The sequence below is a fragment of the Cobetia sp. 3AK genome, from assembly GCF_029846335.1.
Lineage (GTDB): Bacteria > Pseudomonadota > Gammaproteobacteria > Pseudomonadales > Halomonadaceae > Cobetia > Cobetia marina.
Map to the genome: position 1 here is coordinate 322,802 of NZ_JARWKR010000005.1, position 16,648 is coordinate 339,449.

The following is a 16,648-nucleotide window of genomic DNA, read 5'->3' on the forward strand; positions in this document are numbered from 1 at the left end:
AAGTATTTGAGTGTAATTTTGTTTATGAATATTGGTTTGCAAATGGTAGGTAAAGGTATTTTGACGGTTTAGTAAATAGAGGGTTGCCTGTTGACCTGTTTGTTTTATTAAATTAAGTAGAGTGTGTTTATAAGATTGCTTGGAATGTCGGCCGTAATATCTCTGTCAGTGATGACGGCCTGTCATAGTCAGTGGAACGTGGTTAAGTCGTGAGGTAGGGTACTAAGAGCAGCTGATTTTCGTATTCATCATAGAAACGAAACATCGGGAAGGATGGGCTTTTAAAGGTTATGTGCTTTCCCAGCTTCTAGTATACATATCACCTTAGTCTTCAGAAGTATTTTGGGGGGCGACTCGAATGTGTCGCTCCTACCTTACCAATCCCTCTCAATACATCGCAGGACTATCCACGGGGTTGCCCTTGCCGCGGCGCATGGTTGCGCCATCCGGCGCGTCGTTTCATTGTGCCTCTCACCAAAGTCTTATACGTTTGTGGTGCTTTATTAGCACATACAAAAACAACGGCTGGCTCCCGATTCCCCGTGTGGCTTCATATGAGACGGAAGGGCAGCAGCGACAGCCAGAGGACACATGGTGCCAGTCAGAGTCGAGAAGAGTCTTCTAATGTTCAAGCGGTTGAGAAGGGCTCTCCATCATCGCGTTCGCGTCGTGGTGTCCTGGGCATGAGTGGGGCGGCAATTGCCGGGGCGGCGTTGGATCACTTCCTGCCGGGTATTCCCAGTGTTTAGCTGATGAAGTGCCGCTTGTAGCTGGCGCTCTCAAGTACCGGACAATGGACTTCCATGACCTGCCCCTTTTACAGGGGGCAGGTCACTTTTCTTTGCCCGCGAGCATTGCGACTGAGTTTTCAGTATTTCTTCGCTTTCATCCCATGACGCCCGACGGGCACCATCATCGGCTTGCCGGTGACGGGGTCCGGGGTGATGTGGCTTTCCAGCCCGAACACCTCCTTGACTATCTCGCGTGTGAGTACCTGCTCGGGCAGGCCACTGGCATGAATCTGGCCGTCTGACATGGCGATCAGTACATCCGCGTAACGTGCGGCCAGGTTCAGTTCATGCAGCACCATCACGATGGTGGTCCCGCGAGCGTGGTTGAGGTCCGTCAGCAGGTCGAGCACTTCCACCTGATGATTGATGTCGAGGAAGGTGGTGGGCTCATCCAGCAGCAGAATGTCCGTCTGCTGGGCGAGCGCCATGGCAATCCAGACACGCTGACGCTGGCCGCCGGAGAGTTCATCCACCGCGCGTTCGGCGAGTGCGGCGGTGTCGGTGGCGTTGAGGGCTGCCAGCACCGCGGTGTCATCGTCACGCGTCCAGCGCTGGAATAGCCCTTGATGCGGATGCCGCCCTCGGCTGACAAGATCCAGCACCGTGATGCCTTCCGGGGCGATCGGTGACTGGGACAGCAGCCCCAGCTGGCGGGCCAGTTGACGTGCTGGCAGGCGGTGGATCGACCTGCCATCCAGCAGCACCTCGCCTCGCGAGGGAGGCATCAGGCGCGAGAGCGTGCGCAGCAGGGTGGATTTGCCGCAGGCATTGGCGCCGACGATCACGGTGATCTCGCCCGGAGCGATGTCGAGGTCTATCGACTCGAGCACCGGACGCTCGGCATAGCCTGCCGTCAGGCCATTCACGCACAGGGAAGGGTGGGTCATGAGGAAACGACTCGCTGAGATGACGGGCGGTGAGGGGGGGAGGAGGAAGATGGCGGCGTCGGCTGCCTGCCGCGTCGTTGTCTGCGCCCTGAGGGGCCGGGCCCTTGATGTTCCCGCATCAGCAGCAACAGCAGCACCGGTGCGCCCAGCACGCCTGTCACCACGCCCACCGGATAGCGCGCAGGCAGCAGGAACTGGCCGATGAAGTCGGCGACCAGCATCAACAATGCCCCGATCAGGGCGGCCGGGATCATCATGGAGCCGCGCCGCCGGAACAGGCGCGTCGCGATGGGCCCGCTGACGAAGGCGACGAAGGCCACCGGGCCGACCACCGCCGTGGCGCAGGCAACCAGCCCGACCGCCGAGAGAATGATGATGAAGCGCGTGAGCGAGAGCCGCACGCCGAGACCGCTGGCCATGTCATCGCCCATGCGCATGACGTCCAGATGCCGACTCATCATCAGCAGCAAGCTGCCCAGCAGGCCCAGCGCCAAGGCAAGTGGCGGTAGCTGATTCAGGGTGATGCTGTTGAGGCTGCCGGTCATCCAGCGCAGCGCCTCCTGCAATGACCAGCTGGGCGCCTGCGTCAGCAGATAGGCGGTGATGCTCTGCAGCATGGCGCCCAGTCCGATACCGACCAGAATCAGCCGTGCCCCGGCCACTCCCTTGCGCCAGGAGAGGGTGTAGATCAGCAGCGCCACGCCAAGCGAGGCGGCAATCGCCAGCAATGACACCAGCGTGCCGCTCAGCGACAGCATCACGATGGCGAATACCGCCGCTGTGCTGGCGCCGGCACTGATGCCGATGATGTCCGGGCTGGCCAGCGGATTGCGCAACATGGCCTGGAAGGCGGCGCCGCCCAGTCCGAAGCAGCAGCCCGCGAGAATCGCGACCAGCGCACGCGGCAGGCGCAGCTCGGTGATGATGAAACAGGCCCCCGGCACGTCCTCGCCCAGCAGTACCTGAAGCACCGTGAGTGGGGGAATGAAGCGCTGTCCCTGCATCAGGACCAGGCTGAAGACGGCGAGCACCACGGCCAGCAATCCCCAGAGGGTGAGGCGGCGCTGACGCTTTCGGGCACGCCGCAGGCGCGTCAGGGTGGCACGCGAGGTGGGGTGCGTCGCAGACGAGGCGTCAGGCAGGAGAGGGCTCACAGTGATTTCACCTTGTGGCGACGGACGATCCAGATGAAGAACGGTGCGCCGACCAGTGCCGTCATGATGCCCACGTCCAGTTCGGCGGGGCGTGCGATCAGACGTCCGAGAATGTCCGCCGAGGTCAGCAGTAGGGCGCCGGCCAGCGCCGAGAGCGGCAGAATCCAGCGGTAATCGCTGCCCACCATCAGGCGACAGACATGCGGCACCACCAGCCCGACGAAGGCGATGGGGCCACATACCGCGGTGATGCCACCACATAGCAGAATCGCGCCCAGTGCCGCCATCACCCGCACCCGCGCCACGCGTTCGCCCAGCCCGCTGGCCATGTCATCGCCGAGCGCCAGCAGGTTGAGTCGGCGCGCCGAGAGCCCGCAGATCAGCAGGCCGCTGAGCAGGAAGGGCAGCGCCGGGGTGATCTGTGCCCAGGTCGCGCCGCCGACACCGCCGATCAACCAGGACTGGATCAGCCCGCCGATGTCGGCGCGCGGCAAGATGATGGCCGTGCTCAGAGAGCTCAGCGCCGCGGAGATGACGGCCCCGGAGAGTGCCAGGCGCAGCGGGGTCGCTCCGCCACGCCCGAGACTGGCGATCAGATAGACCACCACGGCGCTCAGTCCCGCCCCGAGAATGGCCAGCCACAGATAGTTGCTGGCCTGCTGGATGCCGAACCAGGCGATGCCGATCACCACGGCGAGTGCCGCCCCGGCATTGACGCCGAGCAGCCCCGGGTCTGCCAGCGGATTGCGGGTCAGGCCCTGCATCACGGCGCCCGACACGCCCAGCGCCGCCCCGGCCAGCATGGCCAGCAGGGTGCGCGGCAGGCGGCTGGCCACGGCGGCCTCGGCCATCGAATCCAGCGAGCCGTCCAGCAGCCCCGTGATGTCGGCCCAGTGGGTCACCCGCGCACCGAAGGCCACCGACAGGGCGAGGCTTGCACACAGCGCCAGCCACAGCAGCAGAGTGCCTAGCCAGCGCCGCTGACGGCTGGCCGACAGCGGCGTGAGATCACTCGCCCTTGCGGGCGGCGACGGACAGCTGGTCAACATAGTCGTCGAGTACCCAGGGAATCGAGAGAGGTGTGGGGTTGGCGGCAGTGCCCATCGGGCCGTTCTCCAGCAGCACCACGGCGTCCTGCTGGATGGCGGGCAGGCGGGAGGTCAGCAGATGCTCGTTGAGGCGGTCGATCAGCGGCTGGCCACCGTAGGTCAGCACGATATCGACATCGGCCAGCTCATCGAGGCGCTCGGCGCTGATCTGACCGGCAAAGCGACCCTCGACGGCGGTCTCGCTGACGAATGGCGGCGAGACCATGCCCAGCTCGTGGAAGAAGCGCACTCGGGCATCGTTGTCGTTGTAGAAGGCGATGCGGCTCAGATTGGTGGGGTCGATGTGGCTGATCACGATGATCGACTTGCCCTGGATCTCGGGATGATCCGCGATGTTCTCGGCGATCCGGGCCTCGAGACGCTCGATCAGCGCCTCACCCTCGGTGGCCATGCCCATGCCGGCACTGTCGTGGCGGATCATGTCGCGCCAGCTGGAGGACCAGCGCGGCCCCGGACGTGCCACCACCGGCGCGATCTTGCTCAGTGTCTGATAGTCGGCTTCGCTCATGCCGGAATAGGCCGCCAGGATGACGTCCGGCTGGCTGGCGGCCACCGCTTCGAAATCGATGCCATCGCCCTCGTCGAACAGCGTGTACTCGCCGGCGTCAAGCTCCTCCAGGCGCGCCTTGACCCACGGCATCATGCCGTCATCGTCATCATCCCCGAAGGCCTGGCGCGGAAAGCCCACCGGTACCACGCCGAGTGCCAGCGGCACCTCATGATTGGCCCAGGCGACGGTGGCGATGCGCTGCGGCTTTTCCTCGATGATCGTCGTGCCGAAGGCGTGCTGTTGGGTGATCGGGTAGTGCTGGGCGTGTCCTGTCGCTGCCGAGGCGTCAGACGCGGATACCGTGGAGGGGGTGTCAGCGTGAGATGTCGCTGATGCCTGTGCCTGGGCGGCAGGCACGAGACTGGCGGCCATGATGGTCAGGCCAATGGCGCAGGAAAGTCGTGTGAGTCGCAAGGGAGAATCCTTTTTTCAATCGGGTCGCGGATGACAGCCCCTGCACCTGAGGGGCTGTCCAGAGGAAAGGCTGTCCGGAGGAAAGGCTGGCCATCGGAAGGGCTGGCCATGAGAAATGATGCGCCTGTCCTCAGAAGTCGTAGGTCATGCTCAGCAGGGCACTGCGCGGCGCACCATAGAGGTACTGGCTGTAGAAGCCTTGCTGGGTGTAGTACTCCTCATCGAAGAGGTTGGAGACGTTGAGCTGGGTGCTGAAGTGGTCATTGATGCGATAGCGCGCCATGGCGTTGGCCAGGAAGACATCGCCCTGACCGACCTTGTCGGTGCCGGTCGGGGTATCGGCGTCACGATAGGTGTCGCCCTGCCAGGTGCCGCCGGCACCCAGGGTCAGACGTGACCAGTCACCGGGCAGCTGCCAGGTGGCGTAGACCTTGGCCTGCTGGCGTGGATAGCTGGTATTGAGCTGGGTGCCATCGGAATCCTCGGCATCCACCAGCGCGTAGCTGGCGGAGAGGTTGATGCCCGGGGCGACTTCACCGGCCACTTCCAGCTCGAACCCTTCCACCACCGCGCCGTCGGATTCGGTGTAGGCCTGATCGGTGGTGCCCGCGACATAGACGCCGGGGATCTCGACGGCCAGATTGTCCTGCTCGCTGCGGAAGACGGCGAAGGACACGTCAGCGCGATCATTGAACAGCTCGGCCTTCAGGCCTGCTTCATAGCTGGTGCCTTCCAGCGGATCGAGCAGGGCGCCATCGGGGGCGCGTTCGCTCTGGGTGTTGAAGATCTGCGTGTAGCTCGTGTAGGCGGTGAGGTTGTCGGTGATGTCGACGATCAGGCCGGCATAGGGCGTGAACTCGTCGTTGTACTCATAGCTGCGCTCACCGCGGTAGTCCTGGTCGATCTCCCAATCCGTCAGGCGGGCACCGAGGATCAGATGCACGGGGTCTGCCAGCGAGAAACGCGTAACGGCGTAGAAGCCTTCCTGCCTGGTCTCGGTGTCATCGCTCAGGCCCCATTCGCCCCATTCGGGCTCGGCCAGCGCCGGGTCGTCACGATCGGTGAAGCTGCCCAGCGCCGGCACGCTGCTCGCCGGAGTGCGACTCCAGATCTCGTACTCTTCCTTCAGCTGCATGTAGCCGAAGCCCAGTTGATGCTCGCGACCGAACAGCTCGAAGGGACCTTCGGCGCTCAGGTTGAGGTTCTTCTGGGTCCGGTCTCCGCGGTAGTCCAGCAGATAGGAGCCGGTGGGCACCTGGCGGTTGGTGTCGTAGTAGAGGATGCCGTTGTCACGGTCGACGTAACCGCCACGGTAGTTGTAGGTCAGCCCGTAATTGGCGTCGCCGTGGCTGTAGGCGGCGGTCGCCTTCCAGCCATTGGCGAAGTAGTGGGTCAGGTCCGCGAAGCCACGCGTATTCTCGGTAAAGAAGTGGGCCCACTCGGTATTGTTGGCGACTGACTGATCGAAATCGGTCCGCGAGCCGTCGGTGTAGTAGAGCGGCACGCCCAGATAGGCGCCGTCCTGGTCGTAGCGCTGGTATTCGACGCCGACATTCAGTTCGGTATCCGGTGTCAGTTCCGCGGCGATCACGCCGTAGAGGGTCTCGCGGTCATTCTCCACGTCATCCATGAAGCTGTCGGAGCGGTCCTTGGCGACCACGAAGCGTACGCCGACCTTGCCGGCGTCATCCAGCGGCGTGCTGACATCCACCACACCACGGCGGCGGTCCCAGCTGCCCACCGCGCCTGTCACGCTGGCGGCGGCTTCCTCCAGCGGCTTCTTGCGCACGAAGTTGACGGTGGCGGAGGGATCGCCCACCCCGGTCATCAGGCCGGTGGCCCCGCGAATCACCTCGACGCGATCATAGATGGCGGTGTCCCACTCGGCGTCACCGAAGGGCCAGAAGCTGCTGGTGTTGCTCTGCTGACCATCGAACTGGAAATTGCGGATCGAGTAGCCGCGCGACTGGAAGTTGGTGCGCGTGCCATCGAGACGATTGGAGGACACCCCCGGCAGGCGGTTGACGGCTTCCGTGGTGCTGGTGAGCGCCTCATCCTCCATCTGCTGGCGGGTCAGGAAGCTGATCGACTGCGGTGTCTCGCGCGGTGACAGCGTCAGGCCATTGGCGCGGGTGCTGGCGCCGACCGTGTAGTCACGGGTCAACTCGGTGGTGGAGGTCTGCGCTTCACCGACGATGGTCATGGCTTGCAGCTCACGCGTCTCGTCAGCCGACACCAGGCTGGGAGATGCAGCGCTAGCCAGCGCGATGGCGAGGGTCAGTCGTGACAGTGGCAGTGCAGATGGCGCGGATGGATGTGACACGTTGGCGTTCCCTGAGTGCTTTTATAAGAATGATTATTATTCACTGTGAGGGGCGGCCGATGTTTTGCGAAATGCCAGAAAACCTTTGCGCAGCGCCAGACTTTGCACGAATCGAGGAACTTTTCGCACGTCGATGCCCATGCTGCCGGCGTTGGTGAGAAGAACTGCTGAGAAGAACTGCTGAGAAGAACTGCTGAGAAGAACTGAAGGGAGGCATTGAAGAAAGGCGCTGGAGAGAGGCGCTGGAGAGGTGCTGGAGAGAGGCGCTGGAGAGAGGCGCTGGAGAGAGGCGCTGGAGAGGTGCTGGATAGGTACTGAAGAGAAGTGCGAGGGAAGAGCCGGCGAAAAGCGGCCGGCGAAAAGCGGCCGGCGAAAAGCGGCTCGCTGATAACGGGCAAGGGAAAAGGGGCAAGGGAAAGACATGCCCGCCGGCAGTGGCCCCTGGCGGCGTTGCGAGAAGCGGGGCATCGGGTTACGGCGGCGCAACCGCGTGATGGATTGTGAGGCTTACGAAAGTCTTATATGTTGGTTTTGCTCATAAAGTATCAATAAATATAACGACAAGGACATGACATGACTGACGTTTCAGAGGCGGTGGTAGCAGAGGCGGTTGGGCCACAGCAGAGCCTTCATGAGCAAGGCATGACAGGGCAGGGCGCCGGCGAGATGGCGCGCAAGGCGCGGCCGGCGTCTCCCTCACGGCGCGGCTTTTTGGGCATGAGTGGCGCAGCGCTTGCCGGCGCGGCCCTCGGACAGTTCCTCCCCGGCATTCCGCAGGCCTTCGCCAAGGAGGCCCCCGCGACGGCGGCCACGCTCACGCCTTCCGCCAAGGCGCCGGTGCGACTCAACTACAACGAGAATGCCCTCGGCATGGCCCCCTCGGCGCAGCGTGCGGCCTCGGCGTCCATCGCGCATTCCAATCGTTATCCCTTCGCCCACATGGGCAAGTTGCAGTCACTGGTGGCGACGCATCACAAGGTGACCCCTGAAAGCGTGCTGTTCACGCCGGGCTCTTCCGATGCGATTCGGGCCAGCGTGCTGGCGCATGCGACCCCGGACACTCAGCTGGTCATCCCGGAACTCACCTACGGCGATGGTGCCTTGTACGCCGGCTTCTATGATCTGGCGATCAACAAGGTGCCATCCTCGCGTGAGGACTGGTCGTTCAAGCTCTCCGACATGCAGCAGGCCGTGGCGGACCACGCCGGCCCGTCCATCGTCTATCTGGTGAATCCCAACAACCCGACCTCGACCATCATCTCCAGCGATGCGCTCTACGCCTGGGTCAATGCCAGCCGCTCCGACACGTTGTTCATCATCGATGAGGCCTATGCCGAGTTCGTCAATGACCCGGCCTTCCGCTCTGCGGACAGTCTGGTGGCGGGGGGCGCGAAGAACGTGCTGGTGCTCAAGACCTTCTCCAAGATCCACGCCATGGCGGGGCTGCGGGTCGGCTATGCGGTGGGCGATGCCGAGCGCCTCGAGCATGTCTCGCATTACGTGGAAGATGACGCCATGACATTGTCCTACCCCGGGGTCATGGCGGCGACGGCCTCGATGCAGTCACCGGAGTTTCTGGCCCACAGCAAGCAGAGCAACGACGAAGCGCGTGCCATCTTCACCGCGACGCTCGATGAGCTGGGTTGGGAGTATCTACCCAGTCAGACCAACTTCGTCTTCCACCGCATTTCCAGGCCGCTCAAGGAATTCCAGGCGGACATGAAGGCGCGTCATGTGCTGATCGGCCGTGCCTTCCCGCCGGCAGACGGCTGGTGTCGCATGTCGCTGGGCACCCCGGCGGAAATGCACTACGTGTCAGCCGTGTTGCGCGAGATGAAGGCGAAAGGCGTGGTGTGATCCGCATCGGCTCTTGCTGAAGCCAGCAGAAACCGGCATGCATCGAGACACCCCGGCAATCAGGTGTCTCGATGTGTTCGGTATGGTTCGCTCGGTTCTCGCGTGACCTGCTTCTCTGTTCTAAACCTCCTCATTATCTTGACCCCGTTTCTCTGTCGCAAGGCGCTTCGCCGTTATTCGCTCTTGTACTTGCTTTCACATCCCAGATTATTCCCACAACATTCCCACTTGCGCTGATTCAACTCAGCGCTTGATATGGATCAAGTCGTGAAGGCCTGCAGGCGCTCATCATGGCGATGAGCGATCAAGGAGAGCTTGCCGCCTGAGGCAATGTTCATGGTCAAATATTGCGAGAAGACCGTCTTATTGAGTTTTTCTATATGGGGCATCGGGTCGCTGCGGCAATTTGTCCTGCGACAACATGCTATGCGACACCGACCTGCCAGACTTCTATGCTTGGACTCATGACCTCGTGAGTGCCGGATCATTTCTCTTTCGATGTGGGATATCTCCGAGAGATCTTTCCGCCCTCGATGCGTCAACAACTTGAAACCGCTGTCGGACAAGTTCCCGCCAGAAGGAACATGCCCAGCCATCCTGATGATCGTTATCGTGAGGAGTTGCCCATGGAACTGGATCCCGTGATCCTGTCGCGAATACAGTTCGGATTTGTCGTGTCATTCCACGCCGTCTTTCCGGTGTTCACCATCGGATTGGCTTCCTATGTCGCCTTGTTGCACGGTCTTTATTACAAGACCGGCAATGCCGCCTGGGACCGACTTGCCGCCTTCTGGGTGAAGGTGTTCGCCGTCGTGTTCGCCATGGGGGTGGTCTCGGGCATCGTGATGGCCTTCCAGTTCGGCACCAACTGGAGCAACTTCAGTTATGCCAGCTCCAACTTCATCGGGCCGATGCTCAGCTATGAGGTGGTGACGGCGTTCTTCCTTGAGGCAGGCTTCCTGGGCGTGCTGCTGTTCGGGCGTGGCAAGGTGCCGGAAGGGGTCCATCTGTTCGCGGCCCTGATGGTGGCGCTGGGCACCTTCATCTCCGCCTTCTGGATTCTCTCCACCAACAGCTGGATGCAGACACCGGCGGGAGTGGAGATGGTGGACGGCCACTTCTTCGTCAAGGATTGGGCCGCTGCCATCTTCAATGCCTCCCTGCCGTATCGCTTCGCCCACATGGCGATCGCCTCCTTCCTGACCGGTGGCTTCGTGGTGGCGGGGGTCAGTGCCTGGTATCTGCTGATCGGGCGCGATGTCGACGCCAACAAGCGTGCGCTGTCCATGTGCATGTGGCTGCTGCTGGTGCTGGCACCGGCGCAGGCGGTGGTGGGTGACATGCACGGCATCAACACGCTGGAGCATCAGCCGACCAAGGTCGCCGCGATGGAAGGCAACTGGGAGACCCAGTCGGGCGCGCCGCTCCTGCTGTTCGCCTGGCCGGACAAGGAGGCGCAGATGAACCACTTCGAGATCGCGATCCCGAAGCTGGCCAGTCTGATCCTGACCCACGACCCCGATGGCGTGGTGCCGGGGCTAAAGGAGGTCGCACCTGACAAGCAGCCGCCGGTGTGGTTCGTGTTCTGGTCGTTCCGCGTGATGGTGGCGATGGGGCTCTTGATGATCGCCGTGGCCTTCATCGGTGTCTTCCTGCGCCGCGATGGCAAACTCTATCGCTCGCGCCCCTTCCTGCAGACGTTGCGTCTGATGTCCATCGCGCCGTTCTTCGCCGTGCTGGCGGGGTGGTTCGTGACCGAGGCCGGGCGCTCGCCGTGGCTGGTCTACGAGATGATGACCCAGCAGGAGGCCGTCACGCCGTCACTCACCGGCTGGATGGTGCTTACCACGCTGATCGGCTATTTCCTGGTCTATCTGGTGGTCTTCGTGACCGGCAGTTACTACCTGACCCGCGTCATCCGTGGTGGCATGCAACCGGAACTGCCCCATGACGATGTCGAGACCGCGATGCGCCCGCTGTCCGCCGCGCACGAGAGTCTGGACGATGATGCCAGCCGCACGGTAAGGAGTTGAGCTGATGGAAATGATCAATCTGACAATGATCTGGGCGCTGATCATCGGCTTCGGCGTCATGATGTACATCCTGATGGATGGCTTCGATCTGGGGGTGGGCATCCTGTACCCCTTCGCACCCGATGAGCACGCCCGTGACGTGATGATGAACTCGGTCGCGCCCATCTGGGACGGCAACGAGACCTGGCTGGTGCTGGGCGGGGCCGGGCTGCTGGCGGCCTTCCCGGCGGTCTACACCATCCTGCTGCCGGCGCTGTATCTGGGGGTCTTCCTGATGCTGGCGGGGCTGATATTCCGGGGGATCGCCTTCGAGTTCCGCTTCAAGTCCTCGCGCAATCGTCACTGGTGGAACATCGCCTTCAGTGGCGGCTCCTTCCTGGCGACCTTCTGTCAGGGCGTGGTGGTCGGTGCCTACATCCAGGGCTTCGCCACCGAAGGGCATGTCTACGTGGGCGGCGCCTTCGACTGGTTGTCACCGTTCACCGTGATCACCGGACTTGCACTGGTGGCGGGGTATGCGCTGCTGGGCGCCACCTGGACCATCATGAAGAGCGAGGGTGAGGTACAGGAATGGGCCTATCGCATCACGCCGAAGCTGCTGATCGCCGTACTGGTGGGCTTCGCGGTCATCAGCCTCTACACCCCGTTCGTGGATGAGTATGTGCGGGAACGCTGGTTCGACCATCTGGGCGTGTTCTGGGTCTTCCCGGTGCTGGCGCTGTGCTGTGCGGCGCTGATCTGGCGGGCGGTCAACAAGCGTCAGGAAGGGCAGCCCTTCGTCGCGACGCTGGGACTGTTCCTGTTCACTTATCTGGGGCTGATCTTCAGCAAGTGGCCGTATCTGGTGCCGCCGGACATCACCCTGTGGGACGCGGCCTCCGCGCCGGAGTCGCAGCTGTTCCTGCTGCTGGGCGTGCTGTTCGTCATTCCGATGGTGCTGGGCTATACCGCCTGGAGCTACTGGGTGTTCCGCGGCAAGGTACAGGGGGTCGGCTATCACTGAGTCACTCAAGGCCCCGGTCGGCAAGGCTGACCGGGTCACGCCAGACCGGGTCACGCCTGACCGGGTCACGCTTGACCGGGGCACCCGGGAACGACGCCAGGCAGGCAGATGGCTCCGACAGCAGGCGACGCGAGAGCGTCGCCTGCTTGGGTTTGCGGCCTTGTCCGGGGTCGTGGCGGGTATCCTGACGGTCGCCCAGCTGGTACTGACGGCCTGGGTGATCACCGAAGCCATCGAGCATCCCGAGTCATTGGGGGCGCTGTGGTGGCCCTTCGTCGGCCTGCTGGGGTTGCTGGGCGCGCGGGTATTGGCGAGTGGTGGTCAGGAGCTGCTGGCCCAGCGTGCCAGCCAGCGACTGCGACAGGCCATTCGTGGCGAGGTACTGACGGCACTCGAGACGCTGGGGCCGGTGCGCGCCGCCCAGTATCACAGCGCCGATCTCGCCCAGCGCTGGGTGGAGCAGGTGGAGGCCCTGGAAGGCTACTTCGCGCGCTTTCATGTGCAGATGCGTCTGGTGGTGATCACGCCGCTGCTGATTCTGGCCATCGTGGTCAGTCTGGACTGGCTGGCGGCCATCCTGCTGGCGCTGACCGCGCCACTGATACCGCTGTTCATGGCGCTGGTCGGCATGGGGGCCGAGTCGCTCAATCGTGACCAGTTCCAGGCGGTCGCGCGGCTGTCGCGCCACTTCGTGGATCGCGTGCGTGCCATCACCACCCTGCGCCTGTTCGGGCTGGGGGAGCTGGCGACTCGCGAGGTGACGCTGGTGGCCGATGACTACCGCAAGCGCAGCCTGCGCACCTTGCGGCTCGCTTTCCTGTCATCCGCGGTGCTGGAGTTCTTTGCCTCGGTGTCCATCGCCGTGGTCGCCATCTACATCGGCTTCGGCCTGCTTGGTGACATTCCCATCGGGCCGGCCGATGAGCTGACCCTCTTCAGTGCGCTGGTGATCCTGCTGCTGGCCCCCGAGTTCTTCCAGCCGCTGAGAACCCTGTCGCAGTTCTACCATGATCGCGCCTCGGCGCTGGCCGCCTCCGAGACGCTGATGGAGATTCTCGAGGCTGCCGACATGGCGCCGCCTCGCCACGCCGATACCCGCCCAGACGCGACGGGCGAGCTGATGTGTCTGACGGATGTCTGTCTGAGCCACCCCGAGCGCGGGCAGGTACTGGGCCCGCTGGAGCTGGCGCTGAGGCAGGGCGAGGTGCTGGTCGTCAGCGGGGCCTCCGGGGCGGGCAAGTCGACGCTGCTGCAGGTGATGGCCGGATTCGTCGCCCCGGACAGCGGGCAGCGTCAGATAGCCCCCGCCACGCGTCTGGCCTGGATGGATCAACGTCCGCTGCTGATGCAGGGCAGTCTCGCCGACAATCTGCGTATCACCGCGCCGCAGGCCAGTGACGCCGAGATCATCACCGCGCTTGAGCGCGCAGGGCTCAAGGCCGAGCTTGCCGCCTTGCCGCAAGGCATCGCGACACCGCTCGGCGAAGGCGGGCGCGGGCTGTCCGGTGGGCAGGCACAGCGGCTGGCGCTGGCGCGGGTGTTTCTGAGCGATGCCTCGCTGGTGCTGCTCGATGAGCCCACCGCCAGTCTGGATGCCGAGACGGAACGTTATCTGATCGCGGGCTTCGAGCGGCTGAGCGCTCAAGGGCGGACCCTGGTGATCGCGACCCACCATCCGGCGCTGATCGCCATGGCAACGCGGCATCTGGTGCTGGAGGAGGGGCGAATCCTGCCAATGACAGCCACGGCGACGAGCCAACAGGAGGACGAGCGTGACGCCCCCCGAGACTGACGGCGTGACCCTGCGCGAGGCGCTCACGCGTCTGGCCCCCTGGTGGCGCCTGCATGATCAATACCGTCGCCGTCTGATACTCGGCGTGGTGCTGATGATGCTGACGGCCTGTTCGGCGCTCGGCCTGCTGGCGGTCTCCGGCTGGTTCATCACCGCCTCCGCCCTGACGGGGGCTGCGCTGGCCGCCGGTGCGGGCATGACGCTGGATGTCTACACTCCCGGCAGCGGCATTCGGCTGTTCGCCGTCTCGCGCACCGTGTCGCGCTATCTGGAACGGCTCTACAACCACGACACCATCCTGCGTCTGCTGGCCAGCCTGCGCGGCACTGCCTTCGCCGCACTGGTGACGATGGACCCCGCGCGGGTGGCGGCGCGGCGTTCCAGTGACTGGCTCAATCGCCTCACCGCGGATATCGACACCCTGGATGCGCTCTACCTGCGCCTGGCGGCTCCGCCACTGATGGCGCTGGGTCTGATCGCGGTGCTGGTGGCGCTGGTCGCTGTCTGGCTGCCGACAACGGCGGCGTGGCTGGCGGGGTTCCTGTTGCTGGGCTGGGCCTGGCTGACGCTGGGGCAGGCGCGCTGGGGGCTGGTGGCCAGTCGGCGGCGCGTCACGACATTGGAGTCGTTGCGCTCGGCGCTGATGGAGACGTTGCGTGGTCAGGCGGAGCTTGAGGCCTATGCGGCGCTGGGCAGTGCCCGTCAGCGCCTGGATGAGATCGAGACCTGCCTGTTGAGAGATCAGTGGCGACTGGCGGTGATCACGGCCATCGGTAATGGCCTGGCCAGTCTGGTGATCGGCCTGTCGTGGTTGCTGTTGCTGGCGGCCGCCATGCAGGGAATGACGGATGAGCGACTGACGCCGGCGGTGATGGTCATGCTGCCGCTGGCGGCCATGGCCTTGAGTGAGGGCCTGGCGGGATTGCCGGCGGCCTTCACTCAGGCCGGTGCTACCCTGGGCGCTGCCGAGCGACTCAATGAGCTGTCCTCCGCCATGCGGCCGCTGGAAGGTCGGCAGACCCTGGCCAGCGGTGCCGTGCAGGTGCAGATCCAGCAGGTGTCGTGGCGCTATCCCGGTGCCTGGTTCGAGGCGCTTGACGAGATGACCCTCGAGATCACCCCCGGCACCCAGATGGCCATCTGCGGTGCTTCCGGCTCCGGCAAGTCCACGCTGGCGGCCTTGCTGACTGGCCAGACCCGGCTGCAGAGCGGCAGCATCACGCTCAACGGACAGCCCATCGACGCCTGCTCGCCCGAGTCACTGGCCCATGCCGTGGGATGCCTGACCCAACAGGTGGAATTGCTGGATGCCAGCCTTGCCGACAACCTGCGGCTGGGTGCGCGTCAGGCCAGTGATGAGGATGTCTGGCAGGCACTGGAGGCGGTGGATCTCGCCGAATGGGTGGCGCAACTGCCTCAGGGCCTCGCCACCCGAGTGGGTGAGGGCGGTCGGCAGGTCTCGGGCGGGCAGGCGCGGCGCCTGGGACTGGCGCGCCTGGTACTGACGGATCCGGGGCTGCTGATTCTGGATGAACCCTTCTCCGGGCTGGATGCGCGCACGGCACAGCGCATGGCACAGCGTCTGGAGGGCTGGTTCAAGGCGCGTACGGTGATCTATCTGCTGCATGAGCATGACCTGGCATCGCCGCGTCCCGGTACGCAGAGCATCACTCGGGTCTGGCGGCTAAAGGATTGAGCGATTGCCGGCCGCGGCGTCGAAGTCTGTCGGCCAGTATCCATGGACAGCAACGCAAAAGGCCTCCCGAGGGAGGCCTTTTCATTTCTCTGACGCGGCATCAGGCACAGGCCTGAGGGCCATCAGTCCCAGTCAGGGGCGAAGTCCGGGTTGGCGATGCGCTCACCGCGATCCAGCTCGGCGATCTTCGCCATATCTTCACCGGTCAGTGACATGGAGAAGGCCTCGAAGTTGCTCTTGATGTTCTTCGCCTTGGTGGAGGACGGGAAGGTGACGATGTCCTGCATCTTGAGCCATGCCAGGGCGATCTGCGCCGGGCTGGCGTCATGACGTTCGGCGATGGCCTTGAGGGTGTCATCGTCCATCACCTTGCCGACTGCCAGCGGCATGAAGGCAGTGACTTCGATGCCCAGCTCGTGGCACTTGTCGATCACCTTGCGGTTTTGCAGGAACGGGTGGACCTCGACTTGGTTGGTGAGCAGCTCGTCACGCCCCACGATGCCCACGGCACGTTCCAGCTGTTCGCAGGTGAAGTTGGACACCCCGATGTGGCGCGCCTTGCCCGCTGCCTTCAGCTTGGCCAGTACCGGCAGGTAATCTTCCATCGGCACTTCATCGTTCGGCGACGGCCAATGGATGAGCAGCAGGTCGACGTGATCGGTCTGCAGGCGTTCCAGGCTCTCCTCGACACTCTTCTCCATGTCACCCGGCACCAGGCGGTCGTGCCAGATCTTGGTGGTGATGAAGAGCTCTTCGCGCGGCACCTTGCTGTCGGCGATGATCTGTCCGACTTCCGCTTCGTTGCCATAGAACTGGGCGGTATCGATGTGGCGATAGCCGGTGTCCAGTGCGGTGTTCAGGCTGTCACGCAGCGTCTCGCCCTCGAGACGGAAGGTGCCAAAGCCGGGATTCGGTAGGGTAGTCGACATGCAATAACTCCTGTTGAGCGCGCCCGATGTCTGGTGCAGTGAAGGGCGCGTATCCATGTGTGTTCCCCTCATGACTGGGGCTTGATCAGCGACATGACAACCACGCGGCG

12 protein-coding genes are annotated in these 16,648 nt (G+C 63.6%); 5 read left to right on the plus strand and 7 right to left on the minus strand.

The annotated features are described in order from the left end of the window. Positions 1 to 868: 868 nt before the first annotated feature. The 5 genes from QD228_RS09575 to QD228_RS09595 all read right to left on the minus strand — a co-directional run bounded on the left by QD228_RS09575 (position 869) and on the right by QD228_RS09595 (position 7,228). Positions 869 to 1,678 carry an ABC transporter ATP-binding protein gene (locus tag QD228_RS09575; protein WP_279875369.1) on the minus strand — a complete coding sequence of 270 codons (810 nt, stop codon included), beginning with the start codon at positions 1,676 to 1,678 and terminating at the stop codon, positions 869 to 871. Continuing rightward, positions 1,675 to 2,832 carry an iron ABC transporter permease gene (locus QD228_RS09580; RefSeq protein WP_279875371.1) on the minus strand — a complete coding sequence of 386 codons (1,158 nt, stop codon included), beginning with the start codon at positions 2,830 to 2,832 and terminating at the stop codon, positions 1,675 to 1,677. The genes QD228_RS09575 and QD228_RS09580 overlap by 4 nt, the downstream gene beginning before the upstream one ends. Further along, on the minus strand, positions 2,829 to 3,881 hold the full coding sequence (locus QD228_RS09585; protein ID WP_279875373.1) for an iron ABC transporter permease: 1,053 nt from the start codon (positions 3,879 to 3,881) through the stop codon (positions 2,829 to 2,831). The genes QD228_RS09580 and QD228_RS09585 overlap by 4 nt, the downstream gene beginning before the upstream one ends. Beyond that, complete coding sequence (locus QD228_RS09590; protein WP_279875375.1) at positions 3,841 to 4,905, minus strand: iron-siderophore ABC transporter substrate-binding protein; 1,065 nt, start codon at positions 4,903 to 4,905, stop codon at positions 3,841 to 3,843. Before QD228_RS09590 ends, QD228_RS09585 begins: the two co-directional genes overlap by 41 nt. Before the next feature lie 130 nt (positions 4,906 to 5,035). Continuing rightward, positions 5,036 to 7,228, minus strand: a complete 2,193-nt coding sequence (locus QD228_RS09595; RefSeq protein ID WP_279875377.1) for a TonB-dependent siderophore receptor — start codon at positions 7,226 to 7,228, stop codon at positions 5,036 to 5,038. 573 nt (positions 7,229 to 7,801) lie between these two features. On the opposite strand from QD228_RS09595, the gene QD228_RS09600 reads away from it, so the two are divergent. The 3 genes from QD228_RS09600 (at position 7,802) to cydB (ending at position 12,121) form a co-directional block, all read left to right on the plus strand. Then, positions 7,802 to 9,085: a histidinol-phosphate transaminase gene (locus QD228_RS09600; protein WP_279875379.1), complete on the plus strand. Its 1,284-nt coding sequence runs from the start codon at positions 7,802 to 7,804 to the stop codon at positions 9,083 to 9,085. 626 nt (positions 9,086 to 9,711) lie between these two features. Further along, the gene (locus tag QD228_RS09605; RefSeq protein WP_141392484.1) at positions 9,712 to 11,118 is read left to right on the plus strand and encodes a cytochrome ubiquinol oxidase subunit I; all 1,407 of its coding nucleotides are present in this window, start codon (positions 9,712 to 9,714) and stop codon (positions 11,116 to 11,118) included. Between the two features lie 4 nt (positions 11,119 to 11,122). Continuing rightward, positions 11,123 to 12,121: a cytochrome d ubiquinol oxidase subunit II gene (cydB, locus tag QD228_RS09610; RefSeq protein WP_077375744.1), complete on the plus strand. Its 999-nt coding sequence runs from the start codon at positions 11,123 to 11,125 to the stop codon at positions 12,119 to 12,121. Position 12,122: 1 nt separating this feature from the next. Here the strand turns inward: cydB and QD228_RS09615 are convergent, their stop codons facing one another. Continuing rightward, positions 12,123 to 12,362, minus strand: a complete 240-nt coding sequence (locus QD228_RS09615) for a hypothetical protein (RefSeq protein WP_279875382.1) — start codon at positions 12,360 to 12,362, stop codon at positions 12,123 to 12,125. Here QD228_RS09615 and cydD point away from each other — a divergent pair. Together cydD and cydC are read left to right on the plus strand one after the other, a co-directional pair. Further along, positions 12,264 to 13,913: a thiol reductant ABC exporter subunit CydD gene (gene cydD / locus QD228_RS09620; protein WP_279875440.1), complete on the plus strand. Its 1,650-nt coding sequence runs from the start codon at positions 12,264 to 12,266 to the stop codon at positions 13,911 to 13,913. The genes QD228_RS09615 and cydD overlap by 99 nt on opposite strands. Continuing rightward, positions 13,894 to 15,609: a thiol reductant ABC exporter subunit CydC gene (gene cydC / locus QD228_RS09625; protein ID WP_279875384.1), complete on the plus strand. Its 1,716-nt coding sequence runs from the start codon at positions 13,894 to 13,896 to the stop codon at positions 15,607 to 15,609. Before cydD ends, cydC begins: the two co-directional genes overlap by 20 nt. 122 nt (positions 15,610 to 15,731) lie before the next feature. On the opposite strand, the gene dkgB is transcribed toward cydC, so the two are convergent. Continuing rightward, positions 15,732 to 16,538: a 2,5-didehydrogluconate reductase DkgB gene (gene dkgB, locus QD228_RS09630; protein WP_141392489.1), complete on the minus strand. Its 807-nt coding sequence runs from the start codon at positions 16,536 to 16,538 to the stop codon at positions 15,732 to 15,734. Between the last annotated feature and the right edge of the window lie 110 nt (positions 16,539 to 16,648).

What these genes read in the sequence shown, in the direction of transcription:
- QD228_RS09575 (WP_279875369.1), bottom strand. Translation starts at nt 1,678, where the DNA reads ATGACCCACCCTTCCCTGTGCGTGAATGGCCTGACGGCAGGCTATGCC.
- QD228_RS09585 (WP_279875373.1), bottom strand. Translation starts at nt 3,881, where the DNA reads ATGTTGACCAGCTGTCCGTCGCCGCCCGCAAGGGCGAGTGATCTCACG.
- QD228_RS09600 (WP_279875379.1), top strand. Translation starts at nt 7,802, where the DNA reads ATGACTGACGTTTCAGAGGCGGTGGTAGCAGAGGCGGTTGGGCCACAG.
- QD228_RS09605 (WP_141392484.1), top strand. Translation starts at nt 9,712, where the DNA reads ATGGAACTGGATCCCGTGATCCTGTCGCGAATACAGTTCGGATTTGTC.
- cydB (WP_077375744.1), top strand. Translation starts at nt 11,123, where the DNA reads ATGGAAATGATCAATCTGACAATGATCTGGGCGCTGATCATCGGCTTC.
- QD228_RS09615 (WP_279875382.1), bottom strand. Translation starts at nt 12,362, where the DNA reads ATGCTCGATGGCTTCGGTGATCACCCAGGCCGTCAGTACCAGCTGGGC.
- dkgB (WP_141392489.1), bottom strand. Translation starts at nt 16,538, where the DNA reads ATGTCGACTACCCTACCGAATCCCGGCTTTGGCACCTTCCGTCTCGAG.